Source organism: Streptomyces roseifaciens (assembly GCF_001445655.1).
GTDB classification, from domain to species: domain Bacteria; phylum Actinomycetota; class Actinomycetes; order Streptomycetales; family Streptomycetaceae; genus Streptomyces; species Streptomyces aureoversilis.
The window spans coordinates 1,119,014-1,142,035 of record NZ_LNBE01000002.1; the positions used below are offsets into that span (position 1 = coordinate 1,119,014).

At 74.4% G+C, this 23,022-nt stretch carries 1 protein-coding gene and 5 pseudogenes; 4 read left to right on the top strand and 2 right to left on the bottom strand.

Annotation, left to right across the window (positions count from 1 at the left end):
- Window positions 1-59: 59 nt before the first annotated feature.
- The 3 genes and pseudogenes from AS857_RS38605 to AS857_RS41100 form a co-directional block, all read left to right on the top strand.
- Window positions 60-6,873, top strand: a 6,814-nt coding sequence (locus AS857_RS38605) for a type I polyketide synthase (protein WP_144440740.1), incomplete at its 3' end; no start/stop codon positions are given.
- 1 nt (window position 6,874) lies between these two features.
- Window positions 6,875-11,043: pseudogene (locus AS857_RS38610) on the top strand (SDR family NAD(P)-dependent oxidoreductase); the annotation flags it as partial.
- 32 nt (window positions 11,044-11,075) lie between these two features.
- Window positions 11,076-12,332, top strand: a pseudogene (locus AS857_RS41100) (beta-ketoacyl synthase N-terminal-like domain-containing protein); the annotation flags it as partial.
- Between the two features lie 41 nt (window positions 12,333-12,373).
- Here AS857_RS41100 and AS857_RS42535 read toward each other — a convergent pair.
- Window positions 12,374-12,493, bottom strand: a pseudogene (locus AS857_RS42535) (beta-ketoacyl synthase N-terminal-like domain-containing protein); the annotation flags it as partial.
- Window positions 12,494-12,533: 40 nt separating this feature from the next.
- Between AS857_RS42535 and AS857_RS41110 the strand changes: the two are divergent.
- Window positions 12,534-12,986, top strand: a pseudogene (locus AS857_RS41110) (beta-ketoacyl synthase N-terminal-like domain-containing protein); the annotation flags it as partial.
- Here AS857_RS41110 and AS857_RS41115 read toward each other — a convergent pair.
- Window positions 12,931-23,022 (bottom strand): annotated as a pseudogene (locus AS857_RS41115) (type I polyketide synthase); the annotation flags it as partial. The pseudogenes AS857_RS41110 and AS857_RS41115 overlap by 56 nt on opposite strands.

A 23,022-nucleotide genomic window follows, 5' to 3' on the forward strand; every position in this document is an offset into this window, starting at 1 on the left:
TCCCCAGTGACCCCTTGCCGAATTCCGGTAAGTCTTCGCAAGGGTGAGGGACGATTTCGGTGGCGAACGAGGACAAGCTCCGCTATTTCCTGAAGCGAGTCACCGCAGATCTCCAGGAGACCCGGCGGCGCCTTCGTGACTACGAGGACGCCGCCGGGGAGCCGGTGGCCATCATCGGGATGAGCTGCCGCTACCCGGGAGGCGTCGACTCGCCCGAGGCCCTGTGGGAGCTGGTCGCCGGCGGACGGGACACCGTCTCCGAGTTCCCCGCCGACCGCGGCTGGGACCTGGACGCGCTCTACGACCCGGACCCGGAGAACCGCGGGACCAGCTACGCCCGCGAGGGCGCGTTCCTGCGCGACCTGGCGCGGTTCGACGCCGGCCTCTTCGGGATCTCGCCCCGTGAGGCGCTCGCCATGGACCCCCAGCAGCGACTGCTGCTGGAGACGTCCTGGGAGCTCTTCGAGCGGGCCGGCATCGACGCCGCCTCGCTGGCGGGCAGCCGGACCGGCGTGTTCGCCGGAGTGATGAACCACGAGTTCCTCGCCGCCCTGCAGAACTCCCCGGAGGACCTGGAGGGTTATCTGGGCACGGGCACCTCGGGCAGCGTCGCCTCCGGCCGGGTGGCCTACACCTTCGGACTCGAAGGCCCGGCCGTCACGGTCGACACGGCCTGCTCGTCGTCGCTGGTCGCCCTGCACCTGGCCGTCCAGTCGCTGCGCAACGGCGAGTGCTCGCTGGCCGTGGCGGGCGGTGTCACCGCGATGGTCGGCCCCGCCACCTTCGTCGGATTCAGCCGCCAGCGCGGACTCGCGCCCGACGGCCGCTGCAAGGCCTTCGCCGCCGCTGCCGACGGCACCGGCTGGGGCGAGGGCGCCGGCCTGCTGCTGGTGGAACGCCTCTCGGACGCCCGGCGCAACGGGCACGAGGTGCTCGCCGTCGTGCGCGGCTCCGCCGTCAACCAGGACGGCGCCTCCAACGGCCTGACCGCCCCCAACGGCCCCTCGCAGCAGCGGGTGATCCGCCAGGCCCTGGCTGCCGCGCAGCTGACCACCGCCCAGGTCGACGCGGTGGAGGCGCACGGCACGGGCACGCGGCTCGGCGACCCGATCGAGGCACAGGCGCTGCTCGCGACGTACGGGCAGGGCCGTTCCGACGACAAGCCGCTGTGGCTGGGCTCGATCAAGTCGAACATCGGCCACACCCAGGCCGCGGCCGGCGTGGCGGGCATCATCAAAATGGTCATGGCCATGCGCCACGGCGAACTGCCGCGCACGCTGCACGTCGACGCGCCGTCCCCGCACGTCGACTGGTCGGCGGGCGCCGTACGGCTGCTGACCGAGCCCACGCCCTGGCCGGCTTCGGACCGGCCGCGGCGGGCCGGGGTCTCCTCCTTCGGGATCAGCGGCACCAACGCGCACACGATCATCGAGGAAGCCCCCTCGGCCGAAGCGTTCGCACAGGAAGCAGAGGCCCCTGAGGCCCCTGAGGCCCCGCAGGTTTCGGAAGAAGGCGCGGAAGGCGCAGAGGGCGCAGAGGGCGCGGAGAACACCGGAGCCGCCGCCGTCGAGGCCGCACTCCCGGCCGAGGGCGGGCCGGTGCCGTGGGTGATCTCCGGCAAGAGCGAAGAGGCCCTGCGCGCCCAGGCCGAACGCCTGCTGTCCCGCACCGGCACCTACATCGGCACCGATACCGGCACCGACGCCTCACCGCTGGACGTGGCGTTCTCGCTCGCCACGACGCGCACGGCCCTGGAGCACCGCGCGGTGGTGCAGGGCGAGTCACCGGCGGAGCTTGCCGAGGGGCTGCGGGCCGTGGCTTCCGGCTCCCCGGCGCCGGGCGTCGCGCGCGGCCACTCCGGCACCGGCGGGCGCGTCGGATTCCTCTTCTCCGGCCAGGGCTCACAGCGCCTGGGCATGGGGCGCGAACTGTACGCCGCCTACCCGGCGTTCGCCGCCGCGTACGACGAGGTCTGCGCGCACCTCGACACCACGACCGACGTCGACTCGGAAGAACTGCACCTCACGGGCAACGCCCAGCCCGCCCTGTTCGCGATCGAGGTGGCGCTGTTCCGGCTCCTCGCGTCCTGGGGCATCCGGCCCGACTACGTGGCCGGTCACTCCGTCGGCGAGATCGCTGCGGCTCACGTGGCCGGTGTGCTGTCCCTGCCGGACGCGGCAAAGCTGGTGTCCGCCCGTGCTGCGCTGATGCAGGCGCTGCCTGCGGGCGGTGCGATGGTTGCCGTCCAGGCCACTGAGGACGAGGTTCTGCCGCACGTCACCGAGCAGGTCGGCATCGCGGCGATCAACGGCCCGCAGTCCGTCGTGGTCTCCGGTGCCGAGGACGCCGTCACCGCGATCACGGAGATCTTCAAGCAGCAGGGCCGCAAGACCTCCCGGCTGAAGGTCAGCCACGCCTTCCACTCGCCTCTCATGGACCCCATGCTGGAGGAGTTCGCGCAGGTCGTGCGCGGGCTGACCTTCGAGAAGCCGCAGCTTCCGGTCGTCTCCAATCTCACAGGCCGCCTCACCGAGCCGTACACGCCGGAGTACTGGGTCCGTCACGTCCGTGAGGCGGTGCGCTTCGCCGACGGTGTGCAGACCCTGCACGAGTTGGGCGTGACCACCTTCGTGGAGATCGGCCCCGGCGGCGTCCTCACCGCCCTCGCCCAGGGCTGCCTCGGTGACGAAGGCGATGACGTCGTCACCGTCCCCGTCCTCCGCGCCGACCGCCCCGAGCGGGCCGCGCTCGTCGCCGCGGTCTCCGAACTGCACGCGCACGGCGTCTCGCCGGACTGGCACGCCTTCTTCCCCGGCGCCCGGCGCGTGGAACTGCCCACCTATGCCTTCCAGTACGAGCGCTACTGGCTCGACGCCTCACCGGCCGCGCCCGGCGACGTGCGCGCCGCCGGCCTGGGCTCCGCCGACCACCCGCTGCTGGGCGCCGCCGTCTCCCTGGCCGGCGGTGACGAGCGGCTGCTGACCGGCCGGCTGTCCCTGCGCACGCACCCGTGGCTGAGCGACCACGCCGTGCTCGGAAACGTCCTGCTGCCGGGCACCGCGTTCGTCGAACTGGCCGTGCGCGCCGCCGACGAAGCCGGCTGCGAACTGCTGGAGGACCTCACCCTCGAAGCGCCGCTGGTGCTGCCCGAGCGCGGCGGCGTCGCGGTCCAGGTCTGGGTCGGCGCGGCCGACGGCTCCGGCCGCAGGCCGCTGACCGTGCACTCGCGCCCCGAGGACGGCACCGACCTGCCGTGGGTGCGGCACGCCACCGGATTCGTCAGCGAAACGGCGGGCGCCGCCCCGGCAGCCGACCAGGCGCTCACGGCGTGGCCTCCGGCCGGCTCGGAGCCGGTCGGCCTCGACGGCTTCTACGACCGGCTGGCCGGCCTCGGCCTGGCCTACGGTCCGGCGTTCCGCGGCCTGCGGAGCGCCTGGCGCGCGGGCGACGAGGTCTTCGCCGAGGTCGCCCTCCCCGACGGCACGGACACCGGCTCCTTCCTCCTGCACCCCGCACTCCTGGACGCGGCGCTGCACGCGATCGGCGCGGGCGGATCCCTGGTGGACGAAGCGGACGGGCCGCTCCTGCCGTTCGCCTGGTCCGGAGTGTCCGTGCGCGCCACGGGCGCATCCACCGTACGGGTGAGGCTGTCGCCGGCCGGTCCGGACACGGTGTCCCTGCTCGTGGCCGACGCCACCGGCGAGCCCGTGGCGTCCGTGGAGGCGCTGACGCTGCGCGCGGTGTCGGCAGAGCAGCTCCGCAAGCGCTCCGGCGACGGCGACGCGATGTTCGCGGTCGAGTGGGCACCGCTGACCCTGCAGTCTCCGTCCGACGACGCGGACGGGACGACGGTCGCGCACGTCCCGGACATCACCGCGCTGCCCGGCGCCGACGGGCCGTCGCAGCCGGACGCGCTCGTGGTGCCGTGCCCCGACGGCCCTGAAGGGGCCTCCGAGGCCGAAAGGGTCCACGCGGTCACCGCCGAGGTGCTGCAGCTGCTCCAGCGGTGGTTCGCCGAGGACCGCACACCTCGCCTCGTGCTGGTGGCGCGCTGCGACGACCTCGCCCACGCCGCCGCGGGCGGACTGGTGCGCTCGGCCCAGGCGGAGAACCCCGGCCGGATCGTGCTGCTCGAAACCGACCGCCCGGCCGACGCGGCCGAGCACGTGCCCGGCATCGTGCGCTCCGGCGAACCCCACGTCGTCGTCCGCGACGGGGAGACTTACGCCCCGCGCCTGGCCCGTACCGCCTCCCCGGCCACGCAGGACGCCGCCGACCCCACCGAGGGCACCGTCTTCGGCCAGTACACAGTCTCCGGCCAGGGCACGGTCTCCGGTCAGGGCACCGTCCCCGGCCTCGGAACCGTGCTGCTCACCGGCGCCTCGGGCGCGCTGGGCGGAACCCTCGCCCGGCACCTCGTGACCGGACACGGCGTGCGCAGGCTGCTGCTGGTCAGCCGCCGCGGCGCGGACGCCCCGGGCGCCGCGGCCCTGGAAGCCGAACTCACCGCTCTCGGCGCCGAGGCGACGTGGGCCGCCTGCGACATCGCCGACCGCGACGCCCTCGCCCGGCTACTGGCCGGGTCTCCGGTCGACTCCGTCGTCCACACCGCCGGCGTCCTCGATGACGGCGTGCTCGCCGCCTTGACCCCGGAGCGCATGGACGCCGTCCTGAAGCCCAAGGCCGACGCCGTGCTCAACCTGCACGAGCTCACCGGCGAGGGCACGACGTTCGTCCTGTTCTCCTCCGCCGCGGGCGTCTTCGGCAACCCCGGTCAGGGCAACTACGCCGCGGCCAACGCCTTCCTCGACGCCTTCGCCCGGCACCGCCGCGCCCAGGGCCGGCCCACGATCTCGCTGGCGTGGGGCCTGTGGGAGCAGGAAGGCGCCATGGCCGACGGCCTCGACGAGGCCGACAGGTCGCGGATGGCACGCTCGGGCGTACTGCCACTGTCCACCGAGGACGGCCTGCGCCTGTTCGACGCGGCGCTCACCTCGGACGAGTCCGTGCTCGTACCGGTCCGCCTCGACATCGCCGCCCTGCGGAACCAGGCGGCCGGAACCGTACCGGCACTGCTGCGCGGACTCGTACGCGTCACCACGCGCGGCACCGCCCGGCGCGCCACCACCGGATCACTGGCCGACCGTCTCGCCGGGCTGACCGCCGACGAGCGCGACGAGGCCGTCCTGGAACTGGTCCGGTCCGAGGTCGCCGCCGTGCTCGGGCACGCCTCGCCCCGGGCCGTCCAGCCCGCGCACGCTTTCCAGGACCTGGGCTTCGACTCCCTGACGGCCGTCGAACTGCGCAACCGGCTGTCCACCGCCACCGGCCTGCGCCTGCCCGCGACCCTCGTCTTCGACCACCCCACGCCCGCCGCCCTTGCCCGCCACATCGGCACCGAACTGCTCGGCGAAGCCCCGGCGGCCACGGCCACGGCCACGGCCACGGCGCGGCAGTCCGCCGCCGCAGCCGACGAACCGATCGCCATCGTCGGCATGAGCTGCCGCCTCCCGGGCGGTGTGCGCTCGCCGGAGGACCTGTGGCGGCTGGTGGCCTCCGGCCGGGACGGCATCTCCCGGTTCCCGGACAACCGTGGCTGGGACGTCGACTCGCTGTACGACCCCGACCCGGAGCGCCTCGGCAAGACCTACGCGCGCGACGGCGGCTTCCTCCACGAGGCAGCCGAGTTCGACGCCGGCTTCTTCGGCATCAGCCCCCGCGAGGCCCTGGCGATGGACCCGCAGCAGCGGCTGCTGCTGGAGGCGTCCTGGGAGGCCTTCGAACGCGCCGGGATCGATCCGGCGACGATGCGGGGCAGCAGCACCGGGGTCTTCACCGGCCTGATGTACCACGACTACGGCCAGGGCCCGCGCGAACTGCCCGAGGGCGTCGAGGGCCTGCTCACCACAGGAGGCTCCGGCAGCGTCGCCTCCGGGCGCGTGTCCTACACCTTCGGCCTCGAGGGCCCGGCCGTCACGGTCGACACGGCGTGCTCGTCGTCGCTCGTCGCCCTCCACCTGGCCGTTCAGTCGCTGCGCAACGGCGAGTGCACGATGGCCCTGGCCGGCGGCGTCACGGTCATGGCGAGTCCGACGGTCTTCGTGGAGTTCAGCCGTCAGCGCGGACTGTCGCCGGACGGCCGCTGCAAGGCGTTCGCGGCCGGTGCCGACGGCACCGGCTGGGGCGAAGGCGTCGGCATGCTGCTGGTGGAGCGGCTCGGCGACGCCGAGCGCAACGGCCACCGGGTACTGGCGGTCGTGCGGGGCACCGCGGTGAACCAGGACGGTGCGTCCAACGGTCTGACAGCCCCGAACGGTCCCTCACAACAGCGGGTCATCCGGCAGGCCTTGGCGTCCGCCGGACTTGCACCCGCCGACGTCGATGCGGTCGAGGCACACGGCACGGGCACCAAGCTGGGTGACCCGATCGAGGCGCAGGCGCTCATCGCCACGTACGGCCAGGAGCGGCCGGAGGACCGGCCGCTGTGGCTGGGTTCGCTGAAGTCCAACATCGGCCACACGCAGGCCGCGGCCGGCGTGGCCGGTGTGATCAAGATGGTCATGGCGATCCAGCACGGTGTGCTGCCGCAGACCTTGCACGTGGACGAGCCGACGCCGCACGTGGACTGGTCCGCCGGTGAGGTGCGACTGCTGACCGAGGCGGTCGAGTGGCCCGCGGGCGACGCGCCGCGACGAGCGGCAGTGTCCTCGTTCGGCGTGAGCGGTACGAATGCGCACGTGATCGTCGAGCAGGCACCTGCCACGGCCGAGTCGTCCCCGGCCCTGTCTCCGGCCCCGACCTCGGACTCGGATGAGGTGGTGCCGTGGGTGCTGTCGGCGAAGAGTGAGGCGGCGCTGCGGGATCAGGCGGACCNCGCGCCGTGCCGCCGTGTCGTCCTTCGGCGTCAGCGGCACCAACGCCCACACCATCATCGAGCAGGCGCCCGCAGCCGCAGAGCTGCCCTCCACGCCGGACACTGGCGAGGTCGTGCCCTGGGCGCTCTCCGGCAGGACCGAAGCGGCCCTGCGGGCGCAGGCCACCCGCCTCGTATCCTTCCTCGACAGCGGCGACGGCGACACGGCCCCGGCGGCCGACACCGCCTACTCGCTGGCCACGACCAGGGCGGCCTTCGAACACCGCGCCGTGGTGGTCGCGGGCACCCCCGAGGAGCTCCGGCAGGGGCTGGCCGCCGTCGCGGACGGCTCCACGCCGCCCGGCGTGGTGACCGGCACCGCACGTGCCGGCGGCAAGACCGTCTTCGTCTTCCCCGGACAGGGGTCGCAGTGGGTGGGCATGGCCGCCGAACTGCTGGAGACCTCCCCGGTCTTCCGCGACCGGATCGACGCCTGCGAGCGCGCCCTCGCGCCGCACGTGGACTGGTCCCTGACCGCGGTGCTGCGCGGCGCGTCGGATGCCGAGCAGGACCGGGTCGACGTGCTGCAGCCCGTCCTGTGGGCGATGACGGTCGCGCTGGCCGAGGTGTGGCGCTCCTTCGGGGTGACCCCCGACGCGGTCGTCGGACACTCCCAGGGCGAGGTCTCCGCGGCCGTGATCGCCGGAGCGGTCTCGCTGGAGGACGGGGCGCGCATCGTGGCGCAGCGCAGCCTCGCGGTGCGCGAACTGCAGGGCCGTGGCGGCATGGCCTCGGTGACGCTCCCGGACGAGGAGGCCCAGGAGCTGATCGGCCGGTGGGCCGGCCGCCTGGGCATCGGCGCCGTGAACGGGCCCGGGACCGTCGTGGTCTCCGGAGACACAGACGCCCTGGACGAACTCCTCGCGCACTGCGCGAAGGAGGGAATCCAGGCCCGCAAGGTCGCCGTCGACTACGCCGCGCACTCGCCGCAGATCGAGCGGGTCGAAAAGCAGGCCGCTGAGGGATTCGCCGGCATCGGCACCCTCCCCGGAGCCGTGCCCTTCTACTCCACGGTGACGGGCGGGAAGCTGGACGCGGGCGAGCTCGGCTCCGGCTACTGGTACCGCAACATGCGGCAGACGGTTCGGTTCCACGACGCGATCCGGTCCGCCCTGGCCGACGGGCACGACGTGTTCGTCGAAGTCAGCCCGCACCCCGTGCAGCTGGCGGGCATCCAGGACGCCATCGAGGCCGCCGAGGCCGAAGCCGCGGTCGTACCGACGCTGCGCCGCGGCGACGGCGGACGGCACCGTCTGCTGCTGTCCCTGGCACAGGCCCACGTGCACGGCGTCGCCGTCGACTGGAACGCCGTCCTGCCGGGTGCCCGCCGCGTCGACCTGCCGACGTACGCGTTCCAGCACGAGCGGTACTGGCTGGAAGCGGGCGCGCCGGCCGGTGACGTACGGTCGGCCGGGCTGGACTCCGCCCACCACCCGTTCCTGGGCGCGGCGGTGGAACTCCCCGACGCCGGCGGCCACCTGCTGACCGGGCTGCTGTCGCTGCAGGCCCAGCCCTGGCTGGCCGACCACGCGGTGCTGGGCACGGTGATCCTGCCGGGCACGGCCTTCGTGGAACTGGCCGCCCACGCCGCGGCCGAGACCGGCTGCGACCTGGTCGAGGAGCTGACCCTGCAGGCACCGCTGGTGCTGCCCGAGCGCGGCGGCGTCGCGATCCAGGTCCTCGTGGGCGCCCAGGACGACTCCGGCCGCCGCCCGCTGAGCGTGCACTCGCGCGCCGGGGAAGGCCCCTGGATCCGCAACGCCACCGGCGCCCTCGCCCCCGGCGGAGCCCCCTCCGCCACCGACCTGAGCAACTGGCCCCCGGCCGACGCACAGCCCGTGGACCTCGACGGCTTCTACGACCGCCTGGCGGACCTCGGCCTGAGCTACGGCCCGCTCTTCCAGGGGCTGCGCGCCGCCTGGCGCGGCAACGACGCGGTCTACGCCGAACTGGCCCTCCCCGACGAGGCACACGCCGAGGCGGACGCGTTCGGCGTGCACCCGGCCCTGCTCGACTCCGCCCTGCACGCACTGGGCGCGGGCGGGCTCGTACCGGCCGCCGACGGGCCCCTGCTGCCCTTCGCGTGGTCCCGCGTCACGGTGCACGGAACCGGAGCGGCCGGCCTGCGGGTACGGCTCTCGCAGGCCGGCGGGGACGCGGTACGGCTGGAGGCCGCCGACGGCACGGGCCGGCCCGTCGTCTCGGTGGAATCGCTGACGCTGCGCCCGGTGTCGGCCGACCAGCTCCGCACGAGCTCCCGGGACTCCCTGTTCACCGTGGAGTGGGCACCGCTCGCCGCACCGTACGAGGCGAACGGCCCGGCCGTACGCGCCTACGACGACTTCGCCTCCCTCCGCTCCGCCGCGGAGACGGAGACGGAGACCGGGAGCGGGATCGGGGCGGATGTGGATGCCGTCGTCGTACCCTGCCCGGCCGGGACGGGAACCGACGCCGCACGGGTCCGGGAGGTCCTGGCCGAGGTGCTCGGACTGGTGCAGTGGTGGCTGGCCGAGGACCGGACCGCCCGCCTCGTGCTGGTGACCCGGGGCGCGGTAGCTGCCGGCGACGATCCCGCCCAGGACGACCCGGCCCAGGCGGCCGTGTGGGGCCTGGTGCGGTCGGCGCAGTCCGAGAACCCGGACCGCATCGTCCTCCTCGACACCGGCGAGGACGACGACTGGCCGCAGGCCGCGGCGACGGCCGTCCCCCGGCTCGTCGCCTCCGAGGAGCCGCAGGCGGCGCTGCGCGGCGACGCGCTCCTGCTGCCCCGGCTCGCCAGGGCCACCGCCGACGCCCCGCAGTCCGGGAACCCGGACTTCGGAACCGGGACGGTGCTCCTGACCGGCGCGTCCGGCGCCCTGGGCGGACTCGTCGCCCGGCACCTGGTCGCCGCCCACGGCGTGCGCAGCCTGCTGCTGATGAGCCGGCGCGGCGCGGACGCCGAGGGCGCGGCCGAGCTCCAGACGGAACTCACCGCCTCGGGCGCCGAGGTGCACTGGGCCGCCTGCGACGTGGCCGACCGGGACGCCCTCGCCGGTGTGCTGGCCGGGACACCGGTGACGGCCGTGGTGCACACGGCCGGCGTCCTCGACGACGGCGTGATCGGCTCGCTCACGCCGGAGCGCCTCGACGCGGTGCTGCGCCCCAAGGTCGACGCGGTGCTGAATCTGCACGAACTGGCGGGCGAGGTATCGGCGTTCGTCGTCTTCTCCTCGCTCGCGGGCACGCTCGGCACCCCCGGCCAGGCGAACTACGCCGCCGCCAACGCCTTCCTGGACGCCTTCGCAAGGCGCCGCCGTGCGCAGGGACTCCCCGCGGTGTCGCTGCCGTGGGGCCTGTGGCAGCGGACCGGCACCATGACCGAGGACCTCGGCGGAGCGGACCGGAACCGGCTCGCCCGCGGCGGCGTGGTGCCGCTGTCCGACGAGGACGGCCTCGGACTCCTCGACACCGCGCTCGCTCTGGACGAGCCCCTGGTGGTGGCGGCGCGGCTGGACCTCGCCGCCCTGCGGAACGCGGCCGCCCCGGTGCCGCTGCTGCTCAGGACCCTGGTCGGCGGCCGGCCGCGGCGCACTGACCGGGCCGCATCCGTGCCGCTGGCCCGGCGGGTCGCGGACCTGCCCGAGAGCGAGCGCGAAGAGCTGGTGCTGGACCTGGTCAGGTCCGAGGTCGCCGCCGTCCTCGGGCACAGCTCGGCCAAGTCCGTCCAGCCCGACCAGGCCTTCGGCGACCTGGGCTTCGACTCCCTGACCGCCGTGGAGCTCCGCAACCGGATGAACAAGGCCACCGGGCTGCGGCTGCCCGCAACCCTGGTCTTCGACTACCCGACGCCCGCCGTGCTCGCCCAGCGGGTGCTGAAGGACCTCCCCGGCGGCACGGGCGGGACGGTGCCGTTGTTCGACGAGATCGACCGCCTCGCCGCCGCCCTCGACGGCGCCGGAGCGGACAGCGTCGACAACATCACCCGAACCAAGATCAACATGCGTCTCCAGGCACTGCTCGCCCGCTGGAACGGGGACGAGCCGGCCGATCCGGGAGGCGCCGGCGGAGCCGAGGACGAAGACGACCTCAGCTCGGCGAGCGACGAGGAGCTGTACGAGCTCCTCGACGACGAACTCGGCATCTCCTGAACTGCGCAGGCCAAAAGGGGCGGGCAACACCGATGATGAACGAAGACAAGCTCCGCGACTACCTCAAGCGGGCCACCACCGACCTGCGCCAGGCCCGGCGGCGCGTGCGCGAGCTGGAGGCCCGCGACCAGGAGCCGATCGCCATCGTGGGCATGAGCTGCCGGTTCCCCGGCGGCGTCGACTCACCCGAGGCGCTGTGGCGGCTCCTGGCCGAGGGCGGCGACGCGATCTCGCAGTTCCCCGAGGACCGCGGCTGGGACGTCGACTCCCTCTACGACCCCGACCCCGAGCAGCCGGGCAAGGTCTACACCCGGCAGGGCGGATTCCTCCACGACGCGGCGGACTTCGACGCGGACTTCTTCGGGATCTCGCCGCGCGAGGCGCTGGCGATGGACCCGCAGCAGCGCCTGCGCCTCGATCGGGTCGCCGAGGCTCGTGCCCGTGCCGTGGGCTTCGACGGCGTCGATCTCCTCGGCGGACAGCCGGGCGCCGGCCAGCGCCTCGAGGATCACGCGCTGCTGCGGGAGACCGCGTGGGATGCCTTCGAGCACGCGGGCATCGACCCCGCCTCCCTCAAGGGCAGCCGCACCGGCGTCTACGCCGGCCTGATGTACCACGACTACGGCTTCACGCCCGGCGTCCTCCCCGAGGGGGTCGAAGGGCTGCTCAGCACCGGCAACTCCGGCAGCGTCGCCTCCGGGCGCATCGCCTACGCCTTCGGCTTCGAGGGCCCCGCCGTCACCATCGACACCGCCTGCTCGTCCTCGCTGGTCGCCCTGCACCTCGCCGTGCAGGCACTGCGCAACGGCGAGTGCTCCATGGCGCTCGCCGGCGGCGTGACGGTCATGGCGGGCCCGAGCGCATTCGTCGAGTTCAGCCGCCAGCGCGGCCTCGCCCCCGACGGCCGCTGCAAGTCCTTCGCAGCGGCCGCGGACGGCGCATCGTGGTCCGAAGGCGCCGGCCTGCTCCTGGTGGAGCGCCTGCGGGACGCCCGCCGCGGCCTGATCAAGATGGTGCTGGCGATGCAGCACGGTGTGCTGCCGCAGACGCTGCACGTGGACCGGCCGACCCCGCAGGTCGACTGGTCGGCCGGCTCGGTCGAGCTGCTCACCGAGGCGGTCGCGTGGCCGGAGACGGACCACCCGCGCCGGGCGGGGATCTCCTCGTTCGGGATCAGCGGCACCAACGAGGAGATCCCCGCCCGGCGCGGGTGGTCCGTCTCCGGCCACGCGACCGCCTCGGTGAGCAGCTCGACCGAGCCGGCCGACCAGTCGACCTGCGGGGTCGGCCGGTCCACGTGCAGCGTCTGCGGCAGCACACCGTGCTGCATCGCCAGCACCATCTTGATCACGCCGGCGCCGCCCTCGGCCAGGAGCCGCCACAGCGCCTCGGGTGAGTCGACGCCGCCGGGGAACCGGCAGCTCATGCCCACGATCGCGATCGTGGGCATGAGCTGCCGGTTCCCCGGCGGCGTCGACTCACCCGAGGCGCTGTGGCGGCTCCTGGCCGAGGGCGGCGACGCGATCTCGCAGTTCCCCGAGGACCGCGGCTGGGACGTCGACTCCCTCTACGACCCCGACCCCGAGCAGCCGGGCAAGGTCTACACCCGGCAGGGCGGATTCCTCCACGACGCGGCGGACTTCGACGCGGACTTCTTCGGGATCTCGCCGCGCGAGGCGCTGGCCGGCGCCCGGCTGTCCGCCGACGGCACCGGCTTCGCCGAGGCCTACGACGAGGTGTGTGCGCTGCTGGATGCGCCAGTGGATGTTGATGCTGAAACGCTTCATCAGACGGGTTCAACGCAGGCTGAGTCGAACCCGTCTGATGAAGCGTTTCAGCATCAACATCCACTGGCGCATCCAGCAGCGCACACACCTCGTCGTAGGCCTCGGCGAAGTCCTCCAGCATCGGGTCCATCAACGGCGAGTGGAACGCGTGACTGACCTTCAACCGCGACGTCTTACGACCCTGCTGCGCGAAGACCTCGGCGATCGCAGTCACCGCGTCCTCGGCACCGGAGACCACAACGGACTGAGGGCCGTTGATCGCCGCGATACCCACCTGCTCGGTCAGATGCGGCAGAACTTCTTCCTCGGTGGCCTGGACCGCCATCATCGCGCCACCGGCAGGCAGGGCCTGCATCAGCGCGGCCCGCGCCGACACCAGCTTCGCGGCATCGGCGAGCGACAGCACCCCGGCCACATGCGCGGCCGCAATCTCACCGACGGAGTGACCGGCCACGTAGTCCGGCCGGATGCCCCAGGATTCGAGGAGCCGGAACAGCGCCACCTCGACAGCGAACAACGCAGGCTGAGTCGAACCCGTCTGATGAAGCGTTTCAGCATCAACATCCACTGGCGCATCCAGCAGCGCACACACCTCGTCGTAAGCCGCAGCGAACACCGGGTACGCCGCATACAGCTCGCGCCCCATCCCCAGCCGCTGCGAACCCTGACCCGAGAACAGGAACCCGACCTTGCCCCGGGCGGTGTCAGCGCGTCCCGTCACCACATGTGCCGCGGGCTCGCCCGCTGCGAGCGCGGTCAGCCCTGCGCGCAGCTCGTCCGCGCCGGTGCCGACCACCGCAGCCCGGTGGTCGAGCGCGGACCGGGTGACTGCCAGTGAGAACCCCACGTCGGCCGGCGACGCGGTTGCGAAGTCCACGGACGACAGCAGCCGCTGCGCCTGCTCGCGCAGCGCCTCCTCGGTCTTCCCGGAGAGCACCCACGGCACCACCGAGGTCCGCGGCCGCAGCGTCTCCCCGGTCGCGGCCTCTCCCCCGGCCTCCTCGCCGGCCGCTTCCTCCGGCTCTGTCGCCTGCTCAAGAATGATGTGCGCGTTGGTGCCGCTGATCCCGAACGAGGAGATCCCCGCCCGGCGCGGGTGGTCCGTCTCCGGCCACGCGACCGCCTCGGTGAGCAGCTCGACCGAGCCGGCCGACCAGTCGACCTGCGGGGTCGGCCGGTCCACGTGCAGCGTCTGCGGCAGCACACCGTGCTGCATCGCCAGCACCATCTTGATCACGCCGGCGACGCCCGCCGCGGCCTGCGTGTGACCGATGTTCGACTTCAGCGAGCCGAGCAGGAGCGGTCGTTCGCGGTCCTGTCCGTAGGTCGCCAGCAGCGCCTGCGCCTCGATCGGGTCGCCGAGGCTCGTGCCCGTGCCGTGGGCTTCGACGGCGTCGATCTCCTCGGCGGACAGCCGGGCGCCGGCCAGCGCCTCGAGGATCACGCGCTGCTGCGAGGGGCCGTTCGGGGCGGTCAGGCCGTTGGACGCGCCGTCCTGGTTGACCGCGCTGCCCCGCACGACCGCGAGGACGTCGTGGCCGTTGCGCACGGCGTCGCTGAGGCGCTCGACGAGCACCACGCCCACGCCCTCCGCCCAGCCGGTGCCGTCCGCACCTGCGCCGAAGGCCTTGCAGCGGCCGTCGGCGGACAGCCCGCGCTGCCGGCTGAACTCCACGAACGCGGCCGGTACGGCCATGACGTTCACGCCGCCCGCGACGGCCATCGTGCTCTCGCCGTTGCGCAGCGACTGGATGGCCAGGTGCAGGGCGACCAGCGACGACGAGCAGGCCGTGTCGACGGTGACGGCCGGGCCCTCCAGGCCGAACGAGTAGGCCACGCGCCCGGAGACGACGCTCGCGGCGCTGCCGGTGAGCAGGTGGCCCTCGACGCCCTCGGGGACCTGCGGGAGGCCGGCGCCGTAGCCCTGGTAGGACATGCCGACGAACACGCCCGTGCGGCTGCCCTTCAGGGAGGCCGGGTCGATGCCGGCCCGCTCGAAGGCCTCCCACGAGGCCTCCAGCAGCAGGCGCTGCTGCGGGTCCATCGCGAGCGCCTCGCGCGGCGAGATCCCGAAGAGCGCGGCGTCGAAGTCGCCCGCGTCGTAGAGGAAGCCGCCGTCGCGCGCGTACGTCTTGCCGGGGGTGCCGGGGTCGGGGTCGTAGAGGTCCTCGAGGTCCCAGCCGCGGTCGTCGGGGAAGCCGGCGACGGCGTCGCCGCCGGACATCACGAGCTGCCAGAGGTCCTCGGGCGAGCCGACGCCGCCGGGGAGGCGGCAGCTCATCGCCACGATCGCGATGGGCTCGTTGGCGTCGGCGGCCGCGTGCCGCTCCTGCGGGGCAGCGGTCTGCGAACCGAGCAGTCCGGCGCGCAGGAACCGGGCCAGGGCGGTCGCGTTCGGGTAGTCGAAGACCAGGGTGGTGGGCAGCTTGAGGCCGGTGTCGGCCGTGAGCTTGTTGCGCAGTTCGACGGCGGTGAGCGAGTCGAAGCCGAGGTCGTTGAAGGCCCGGCCGGGCTCCACCGCCGCGGTGCCGTCGTGGCCGAGCACGGCGGCCGCGTGGGTACGGACGAGGTCCACCAGCGTGCGGTCCTGCTCGCCCGCCGGCAGCCCGGCCAGCTTCGCGGCGAGCGCGTTGCCGGCTCCGGCGCCGCCGGGGGCCGGGGCCTCCAGGGCGCGGCGCGCCTCGGGCACGTCGGAGAGCAGGGCGCTGGGGCGGGTGACGGTGAACGGACCGATGAACCGCTCCCAGTCGAAGTCCGCGACGGTCAGGGCGGTCTCGTCGTCGGCCAGCGCCTGCTGCAGCGCGGAGATCGCCAGGTCGGGCCGCATGGGCGGCAGGCCGCGGCGGCGCAGCATCTCCTCGCCGTCGCCGACGCCGGCCATGCCGCCCTCGGCCCAGCCGCCCCAGGAGACGGCGAGCGCGGTGCGCCCGCGCGCCCGCCGGTACTCGGCGAGGGCGTCCAGGTAGGCGTTGGCCGCCGAGTAGGCGCCCTGACTGGCGCCGCCCCAGATGCCGGCGCCCGAGGAGAACATGACGAACGCGTCGAGCTCCTGGCCGTCCAGCAGTTCGTCCAGGTGGGTCGCGCCCGCCGCCTTCGCCGACACCGTGCCGGCGAACCCGGCCGGGCCGGAGTCCTCGATCATGACGTGGTCGCCGACGCCGGCGGCGTGGACGACGGCGTTGACGGGGTGTGCGGCCAGCAGCGCCCGCAGGGCGTCCCGGTCGGCCGCGTCACAGGCCACGACGGTGGCGGTCGCGCCGAGTTCCTCCAGCTCCGCGACGAGTTCGGCGGCGCCGGGCGCCGCGGGGCCGCGGCGGCTGGTGAGCACGAGGTGTTCGGCGCCCGCACCGGCGAGCCAGCGGGCGACGTGCCCGCCCAGCGCACCCGTACCACCGGTGATCAGGACCGTGCCGCGCGGCGACCACCCCTGGGCGGGAGCGGTGGCGTGGCCGGCCCGCACGAGCCGGCGTCCGAAGACGCCCGAGGCGCGGACCGCCACCTGGTCCTCGGCCGACTGCCCGAGGACGGCGGCCACGCGGGCCGCGGTACGGGCGTCCAGCAGCTCGGGGAGGTCGAGCAGACCGCCCCAGCGCTGCGGGTGCTCCAGTGCCGCCGCCCGGCCGAAGCCCCACACCTGCGACTGCAGCGGCCGGTCCACGCGGTCGGAGCGGCCGGTGGCCACCGCGCCGCGGGTGGCGCACCACAGGGGCGCGTCGATGCCCGCGTCGCCGAGCGCCTGCACCAGGCAGAGGGTGGCGGCGAGGCCGTGCGACAGGCCGGGGTGGCCGGCCGAGGCGCTCTCGTCCTCGGCGAGCAGCGACAGCACGCCGGCCACGGGGCCGGTGCCGGCCAGCTCGCGGGCGAGCGTCCCGCGGTCGGTGCCGGGCGCGGCGGCGAGCGTGACCAGATCCAGGCCGCGCTCGCCGAGCGCGGTGCGGACCGAGGCGGCCCACTCGCTCTCCCCGGCCGTCACGAGCAGCCAGGTACCGGCCGCGGCGGGCTCCGGGAGCGTGCCGAGCGGCTTCCACGTGACGCGGTAGCGCCAGCCGTCGACCACGGACTGCTCGCGGCGCTGACGGCGCCACGCGGACAGCCGGGGCAGGATCGCGCCGAGCGAGGCGTCCGCACCGACGCCGAGGGCCGCGGCGAGGGACTCCGCGTCCTCCCGCTCCACGGTGTCCCAGAATCCGGAGTCCGCCGCGTCGCCGGGGGTGCCGGCGGCGGCCAGGTCCTCCTCCCCTTCCAGCCAGTACCGCTCGCGCTGGAAGGCGTAGGTGGGCAGGGCGATGCGGTGGGCGCCGGGGAAGAGCGCCTGCCAGTCCGGGGAGACGCCGTGCACGTGCAGTTCGGCGAGCGCGGCGACGACGGCCTGCGGCTCGGGACGGTCGGTGCGCAGGACGGGCACGGCGACCACGTCGTTCGTGTCGTCCACGTCGTCCACGCAGGACTGTGCCAGGGCGCTGAGGACGCCGCCGGGGCCGATCTCCACGAAGGTCGTCACGCCCAGGTCGCGGAGGGTCTGCACGCCGTCGGCGAAACGGACGGCCTCGCGGACGTGCCGGACCCAGTACTCCGGGGTGTACGACTCGGCCAGTCCGCCGGTCAGGTTGGACACCACCGGGATCTGCGGCTCATGGAACGTCAGCCCCGTCACCACCCGGCCGAACGCGTCCAGCATCGGGTCCATCAGCGGCGAGTGGAACGCGTGGCTGACCTTCAGCCGCGATGTCTTTCGGCCCTGCTGAGCGAAGACCTCGGCGATCGCGGTGACGACGTCCTCCGCACCGGAGACCACCACGGACCGCGGGCCGTTGACCGCCGCGATGCCGGCCCCGTCGGTCAGGTGCGGGAGCACCTCGGCCTCGGTCGCCTGGACCGCCACCATCGCGCCACCGGTGGGCAGGGCCTGCATCAGCGCGGCCCGCGCCGACACCAGCTTCGCCGCGTCGTCGAGCGACAGCACACCGGCCACGTGCGCGGCCGCTATTTCGCCTACGGAGTGACCGGCCACGTAGTCGGGCCGGATGCCCCAGGATTCGAGGAGCCGGAACAGCGCCACTTCGATCGCGAAGAGGGCTGGCTGAGTGGAGCCGGTCTGGTTCAGCTCCTCGGAGTCGACGTCCACCGGCGCGTCCAGACGCGCACACACCTCGTCGTACGCATCGGCGAAGACGGGGAACGCCTCGTACAGCTCACGCCCCATGCCGGTGCGCTGGGAGCCCTGGCCGGAGAACAGGAAGCCGGTTTTGCCCTCGGAGCGGGCGCGCCCCAGCGTCACGTTCGCCGCCGGGTCGCCGGCCGCGAGCGCGGCGAGTGCCTGCCGGAGCTCGTCCGGGCCCTGCGCCAGGAGCACGGCACGGTCCTCGAACGTCTCGCGGGAGGCCAGGGAGAGGCCGATGTCGGACGCCGTCCAACCGTCCTTCGCGTCGAGGTGCCCGGCCAGCCGGGCCGCCTGCGCGCGCAGCGCCGGCTCGCCCTTGCCCGACAGCACCCACGGCACGACCGCGCCGGAGTCGGGCGTCGGAGGCAGCTCCGCTGCTGCGGGGGCCTGCTCGATGATGGTGTGGGCGTTGGTGCCGCTGACGCCGAACGACGACACGGCGGCACGGCGCGGGCGGTCCGACTCCGGCCAGTCCATCGCCTCGGTCAGCAGCCGGACGTCACCGGCCGACCAGTCCACGTGCGGCGTCGGCTCGTCCACGTGCAGCGTCTGCGGCAGCACACCGTGGCGCATTGCCATGACCATCTTGATGATGCCGCCGACACCGGCCGCGGCCTGCGAGTGACCGATGTTGGACTTCAGCGAACCCAGCCACAACGGCTGCCCCTCCGGCCGCTCCTGCCCGTACGTCGCCAGCAGCGCCTGCGCCTCGATCGGGTCGCCGAGCCGCGTGCCGGTGCCGTGCGCCTCCACCGCGTCGATGTCGGCGGCGGTGAGGCCGGCGGCGGTGAGGGCCTGGCGGATGACACGCTGCTGCGCGGGCCCGTTGGGCGCCGTCAGGCCGTTGGACGCGCCGTCCTGGTTGATGGCGCTGCCGCGCACGACGGCGAGGACCTGGTGCCCGTTGCGGCGGGCGTCGGAGAGGCGCTCCACCAGGAGCATGCCGACACCCTCGGCCCAGCCGGTTCCGTCGGCCCCGGCGCCGAACGCCTTGCAGCGGCCGTCGGCGGCCAGGCCCCGCTGGCGGCTGAACTCCACGAAGGCCCGCGGGGTGGACATGACCATCACGCCGCCGGCCAGTGCCATGGAGCACTCGCCGTTGCGCAGGGCCTGGACCGCCCAGTGCAGGGCCACGAGCGACGACGAGCACGCCGTGTCGACGGTGACGGCCGGTCCTTCCAGGCCGAGGGTGTAGGCGATGCGGCCGGACATGATGCTCGCGGAGTTGCCCGTGCCGAAGAAGCCCTCGGAGTCGTCGATCGCGTGGAACGCCTGGGCGGCGTAGTCCTGGTAGCCGGAGCCGACGAAGACTCCGGTGCGGCTCCCCCGCACCGACTCCGCGTCGATGCCGGCCCGCTCGAACGTCTCCCACGTGGTCTCCAGCAGCAACCGCTGCTGCGGGTCCATGGCGACGGCCTCACGCGGGCTGATCCCGAAGAACGCAGGGTCGAACTCCCCGGCCTCGTAAAGGAATCCGCCGCTGCGCGTGTACGTCTTCCCGGAGGCGTCCGGGTCCGGGTCGTAGATGCCGTCCACGTCCCAGCCGCGGTCCGCGGGGAACTCCCCGACCGCGTCGCCACCGGAGACCACCAGCTGCCACAGGTCCTCCGGCGAGCGCACGCCGCCCGGGTAGCGGCACGCCATGCCGACGATCGCGATGGGGTCGTCGTCCTCGGCCGCGGCGGTGGTCGTCTCCGGTGCGGCCGCGGCGGTGCGGCCGGTGATCCCGGTGCGCAGCTGCCCGGCGAGTGCGTGGGCGTTGGGGTAGTCGAAGACCAGGGTGGGAGGCAGTGCGAGGCCGGTCTCGGCGTTGAGCTTGTTGCGCAGTTCGACGGCGGTCAGGGAGTCGAAGCCCAGGTCCTTGAACGCCCGGTCGGCCTCGACCTCGCCGGCGCCGCTGTGGCCGAGGACGGCCGCCGCGTGGGTGCGGACGAGCTCGACCAGCAGCGTGTGCTGCTCGGCCTGGGGCATCCCGGCGAGGCGGGCGGCCAGCGGCGAGGCGGCGGGCGTGCCGGCCTCGCCGGCGGGGCTGCCGGCGCTCAGGATCCGCTCGGCCTCCGGGAGGTCGCCGAGCAGTGCGCTCGGGCGGCCCACGGTGAACGGCGGGAGGAACCGCTCCCAGTCGATGTCGGCCACGGTTGCGGTCGGCTCGCCGGAGTCCAGCGCCTGCCGGAGGCCGGCCACGGCGAGGGCGGCGGGCATCGGGATCAGGCCGCGGCGGCGCAGTCGTTCGTCCGCGCCGTCGCTCTCGGCCATGCCGCCGCCGGCCCACGGGCCCCAGGCCACGGCGGTCGCGGTCAGGCCCTGGGCCCGCCGTCGTTCGGCGAGCCCGTCGAGCAGGGCGTTGGCCGCAGCGTAGGCGGCCTGGTGGCCGCTGCCCCACACGCCCGCGATGGAGGAGAAGAGCACGAAGGCGTCGAGCTCCCGGCCCGCGAGCAGTGCGTCGAGGTGCAGGGCGCCGGCTGCCTTCGCGGACAGCACGTCGGCGAAGGCGCCCGGCGTCATGGCGTCCAGCGGCTCCAGGTGATCCACACCGGCCGTGTGGACGACGGCGTTCACCGGGTGCTCGGCGAGCAGCGCGGCCAGGGCCTCGCGGTCGGCGACGTCGCAGGCGGCGACTGTCACGAGGACGCCCGCCGCCTCCAGTTCGGCCTTGAGACCGGCAGCGCCGGGGGCGTCGAGGCCGCGGCGGCCGGCGAGCACCAGGTGTTCGGCGCCGGCACCGGCGAGCCAGCGGGCGACGTGCCCGCCCAGCGCACCCGTACCACCCGTGATCAGGACCGTGCCGCGCGGCGACCACTGCTGCCCGGCCCGGGCGTTCCGGCGGGCGGCGGCGTGGGAGAGCCTGCGGCCGAAGACTCCGCGGTCGCGGATCGCGACCTGGTCCTCGGCCGACTGGCCGAGGACCGCGGCGAGGCGGCCGGCGATCCGGTCGTCGATCGTCTCCGGGAGGTCGACGAGACCGCCCCAGCGCTGCGCGTGCTCCAGCGCGGCGACCCGGCCGAGGCCCCAGACTGCGTTCTGGAGGGCGCTCGGCGCCGTGTCCGAACGGCCGGTGGACATCGCGGACCTGGTCAGCGTCCACAGCGGGGCGTCGATCCCGGCGTCGCCCAGTGCCTGGACGAGCGCGAGGGTCAGCGCGGTGCCGGTGGAGAGGGCGGGGTGCGCGGGGTGGGGCCGCTCGTCGGTGCCGAGCAGGGAGATCACGCCGTCGACCGGCGTGCTGCCGGCCGCGTCGCCGAGCTGCCGCAGCAGCGTGCCGCGGTCGCCGGCCGGGCCGGCCACGACCGGGATCAGCCGGGCCCCGCGGGCGGTGAGCCCGTCGGCGACGGCGGCGGTCCACTCGGTCTCCTCGATGACCAGGAACAGCCAGTCGCCCGGCAGTTCGTGCGTCCGGAGACCGCTCAGTGGCTTCCAGGCCGCGCGGTAGGACCAGCCTTCCACCGCGGACTCCCGGCGCTGCTGCCGGCGCCACGCGGACAGCCGGGGCAGCACCGCGTCCAGTTGTTCGGCGGGCAGGTCGAGGGTGGCGGCGAGGGACTGGGCGTCCTCGCGCTCCACCGTCTCCCAGAACCCCGCCTCCGCGGCGTCGGTCCCCGCGAGGGCGGTGGCGGTGGGCGCGGCGGTCTCCAGCCAGTACCTCTGGTGCTGGAAGGCGTAGGTCGGCAGGTCCGCGCGCCGGGCGCCGCGGCCGGCGAAGAACGCGTGCCAGTCGACGGGGACGCCGTGCACGTGGAGCTGCGCGGCGGCGCCGGTGATCGCCTCGGGTTCGGGGCCGCCGGCCCGTACTGCGGGAACGGTGACCGCGCCGTCCAGGCAGCCCTGGGCCATGCCGCTGAGCACGCCGCCGGGGCCGACCTCCACGAAGGTGGTGACGCCCAGGTCGCCGAGGGTCCGGATGCCGTCGGCGAAGCGCACGGCCTCGCGGACGTGCCGCACCCAGTAGTCCGCCGTGTACGCGGCGATGAGCTCGCCGGTCACGTTGGAGACGACCGGGACGGCCGGCTTCTCGAAGCGCAGTCCGCCGACGACGCGGGCGAAGTCCTCCAGCATGGGGTCCATCAGCGGCGAGTGGAACGCGTGGCTCACGGTGAGCCGGGAGGTCTTGCGGCCCTGCCGGGCGAAGTCCTCGGCGACGGCCGTCACGGCGTCCTCGTCACCGGAGATCACCACCGCCGAGGGGCCGTTGACCGCGGCGATGCTCACCGCGCCGGTGAGGAGCGGCAGGACCTCGTCCTCGGTGGCCTGCACGGCCACCATCGCACCGCCGGAGGGCAGTGCCTGCATCAGCCGGGCGCGGGCCGTCACCAGCGTGGCCGCGTCCTCGAGCGACAGGACCCCGGCCACGTGGGCCGCGGCGATCTCGCCGACGGAGTGACCGGCCAGGTAGTCCGGCCGTACGCCCCACGACTCCAGCAGGCGGTGGATCGCGACCTCGTGCGCGAAGAGTGCGGGCTGGGTGAAGGCGGTGCGGTTCAGCGCGTCGCCGTCCTCGTGACCGTTCTCGCCGAAGGCCACGTCCCGCAGCGGCCGGTCGAGGTGCCGGTCGAGGTGTGCGCACACCTGGTCGTACGCCTCGGCGAAGACCGGGAACGCCTCGTACAGCTCCCGGCCCATGCCGGGCCGCTGGGAGCCCTGCCCGGAGAAGAGGAAGCCGACCTGGCCGGCGTCGGCGCGGCCGACGACGACGCCGGGAGCGGGCGCCCCCGACGCCAGGGCCCGCAGGCCCTCGGCGATGCGGCCGCGGTCGGCTCCGACCACGGCGGCGCGGTGCTCCAGGGCGGCCCGGGTGGTGGCCAGGGAGAAGCCGGCGTCGGTGAGGGACGGCCCGGTGTCTGCCGCGGTGAGGGACAGCAGGCGCTCGGCCTGGGCGCGCAGCGCGGCCTCGGACTTGCCGGACAGCACCCACGGCACGGTCGCCGAGGCGACCTCGACCGGTGCGACGGGGGCCGGCTCCGCTGCCGGGGCCTGTTCGATGATCGTGTGGGCGTTGGTGCCGCTGACGCCGAAGGAGGAGATGCCGGCGCGGCG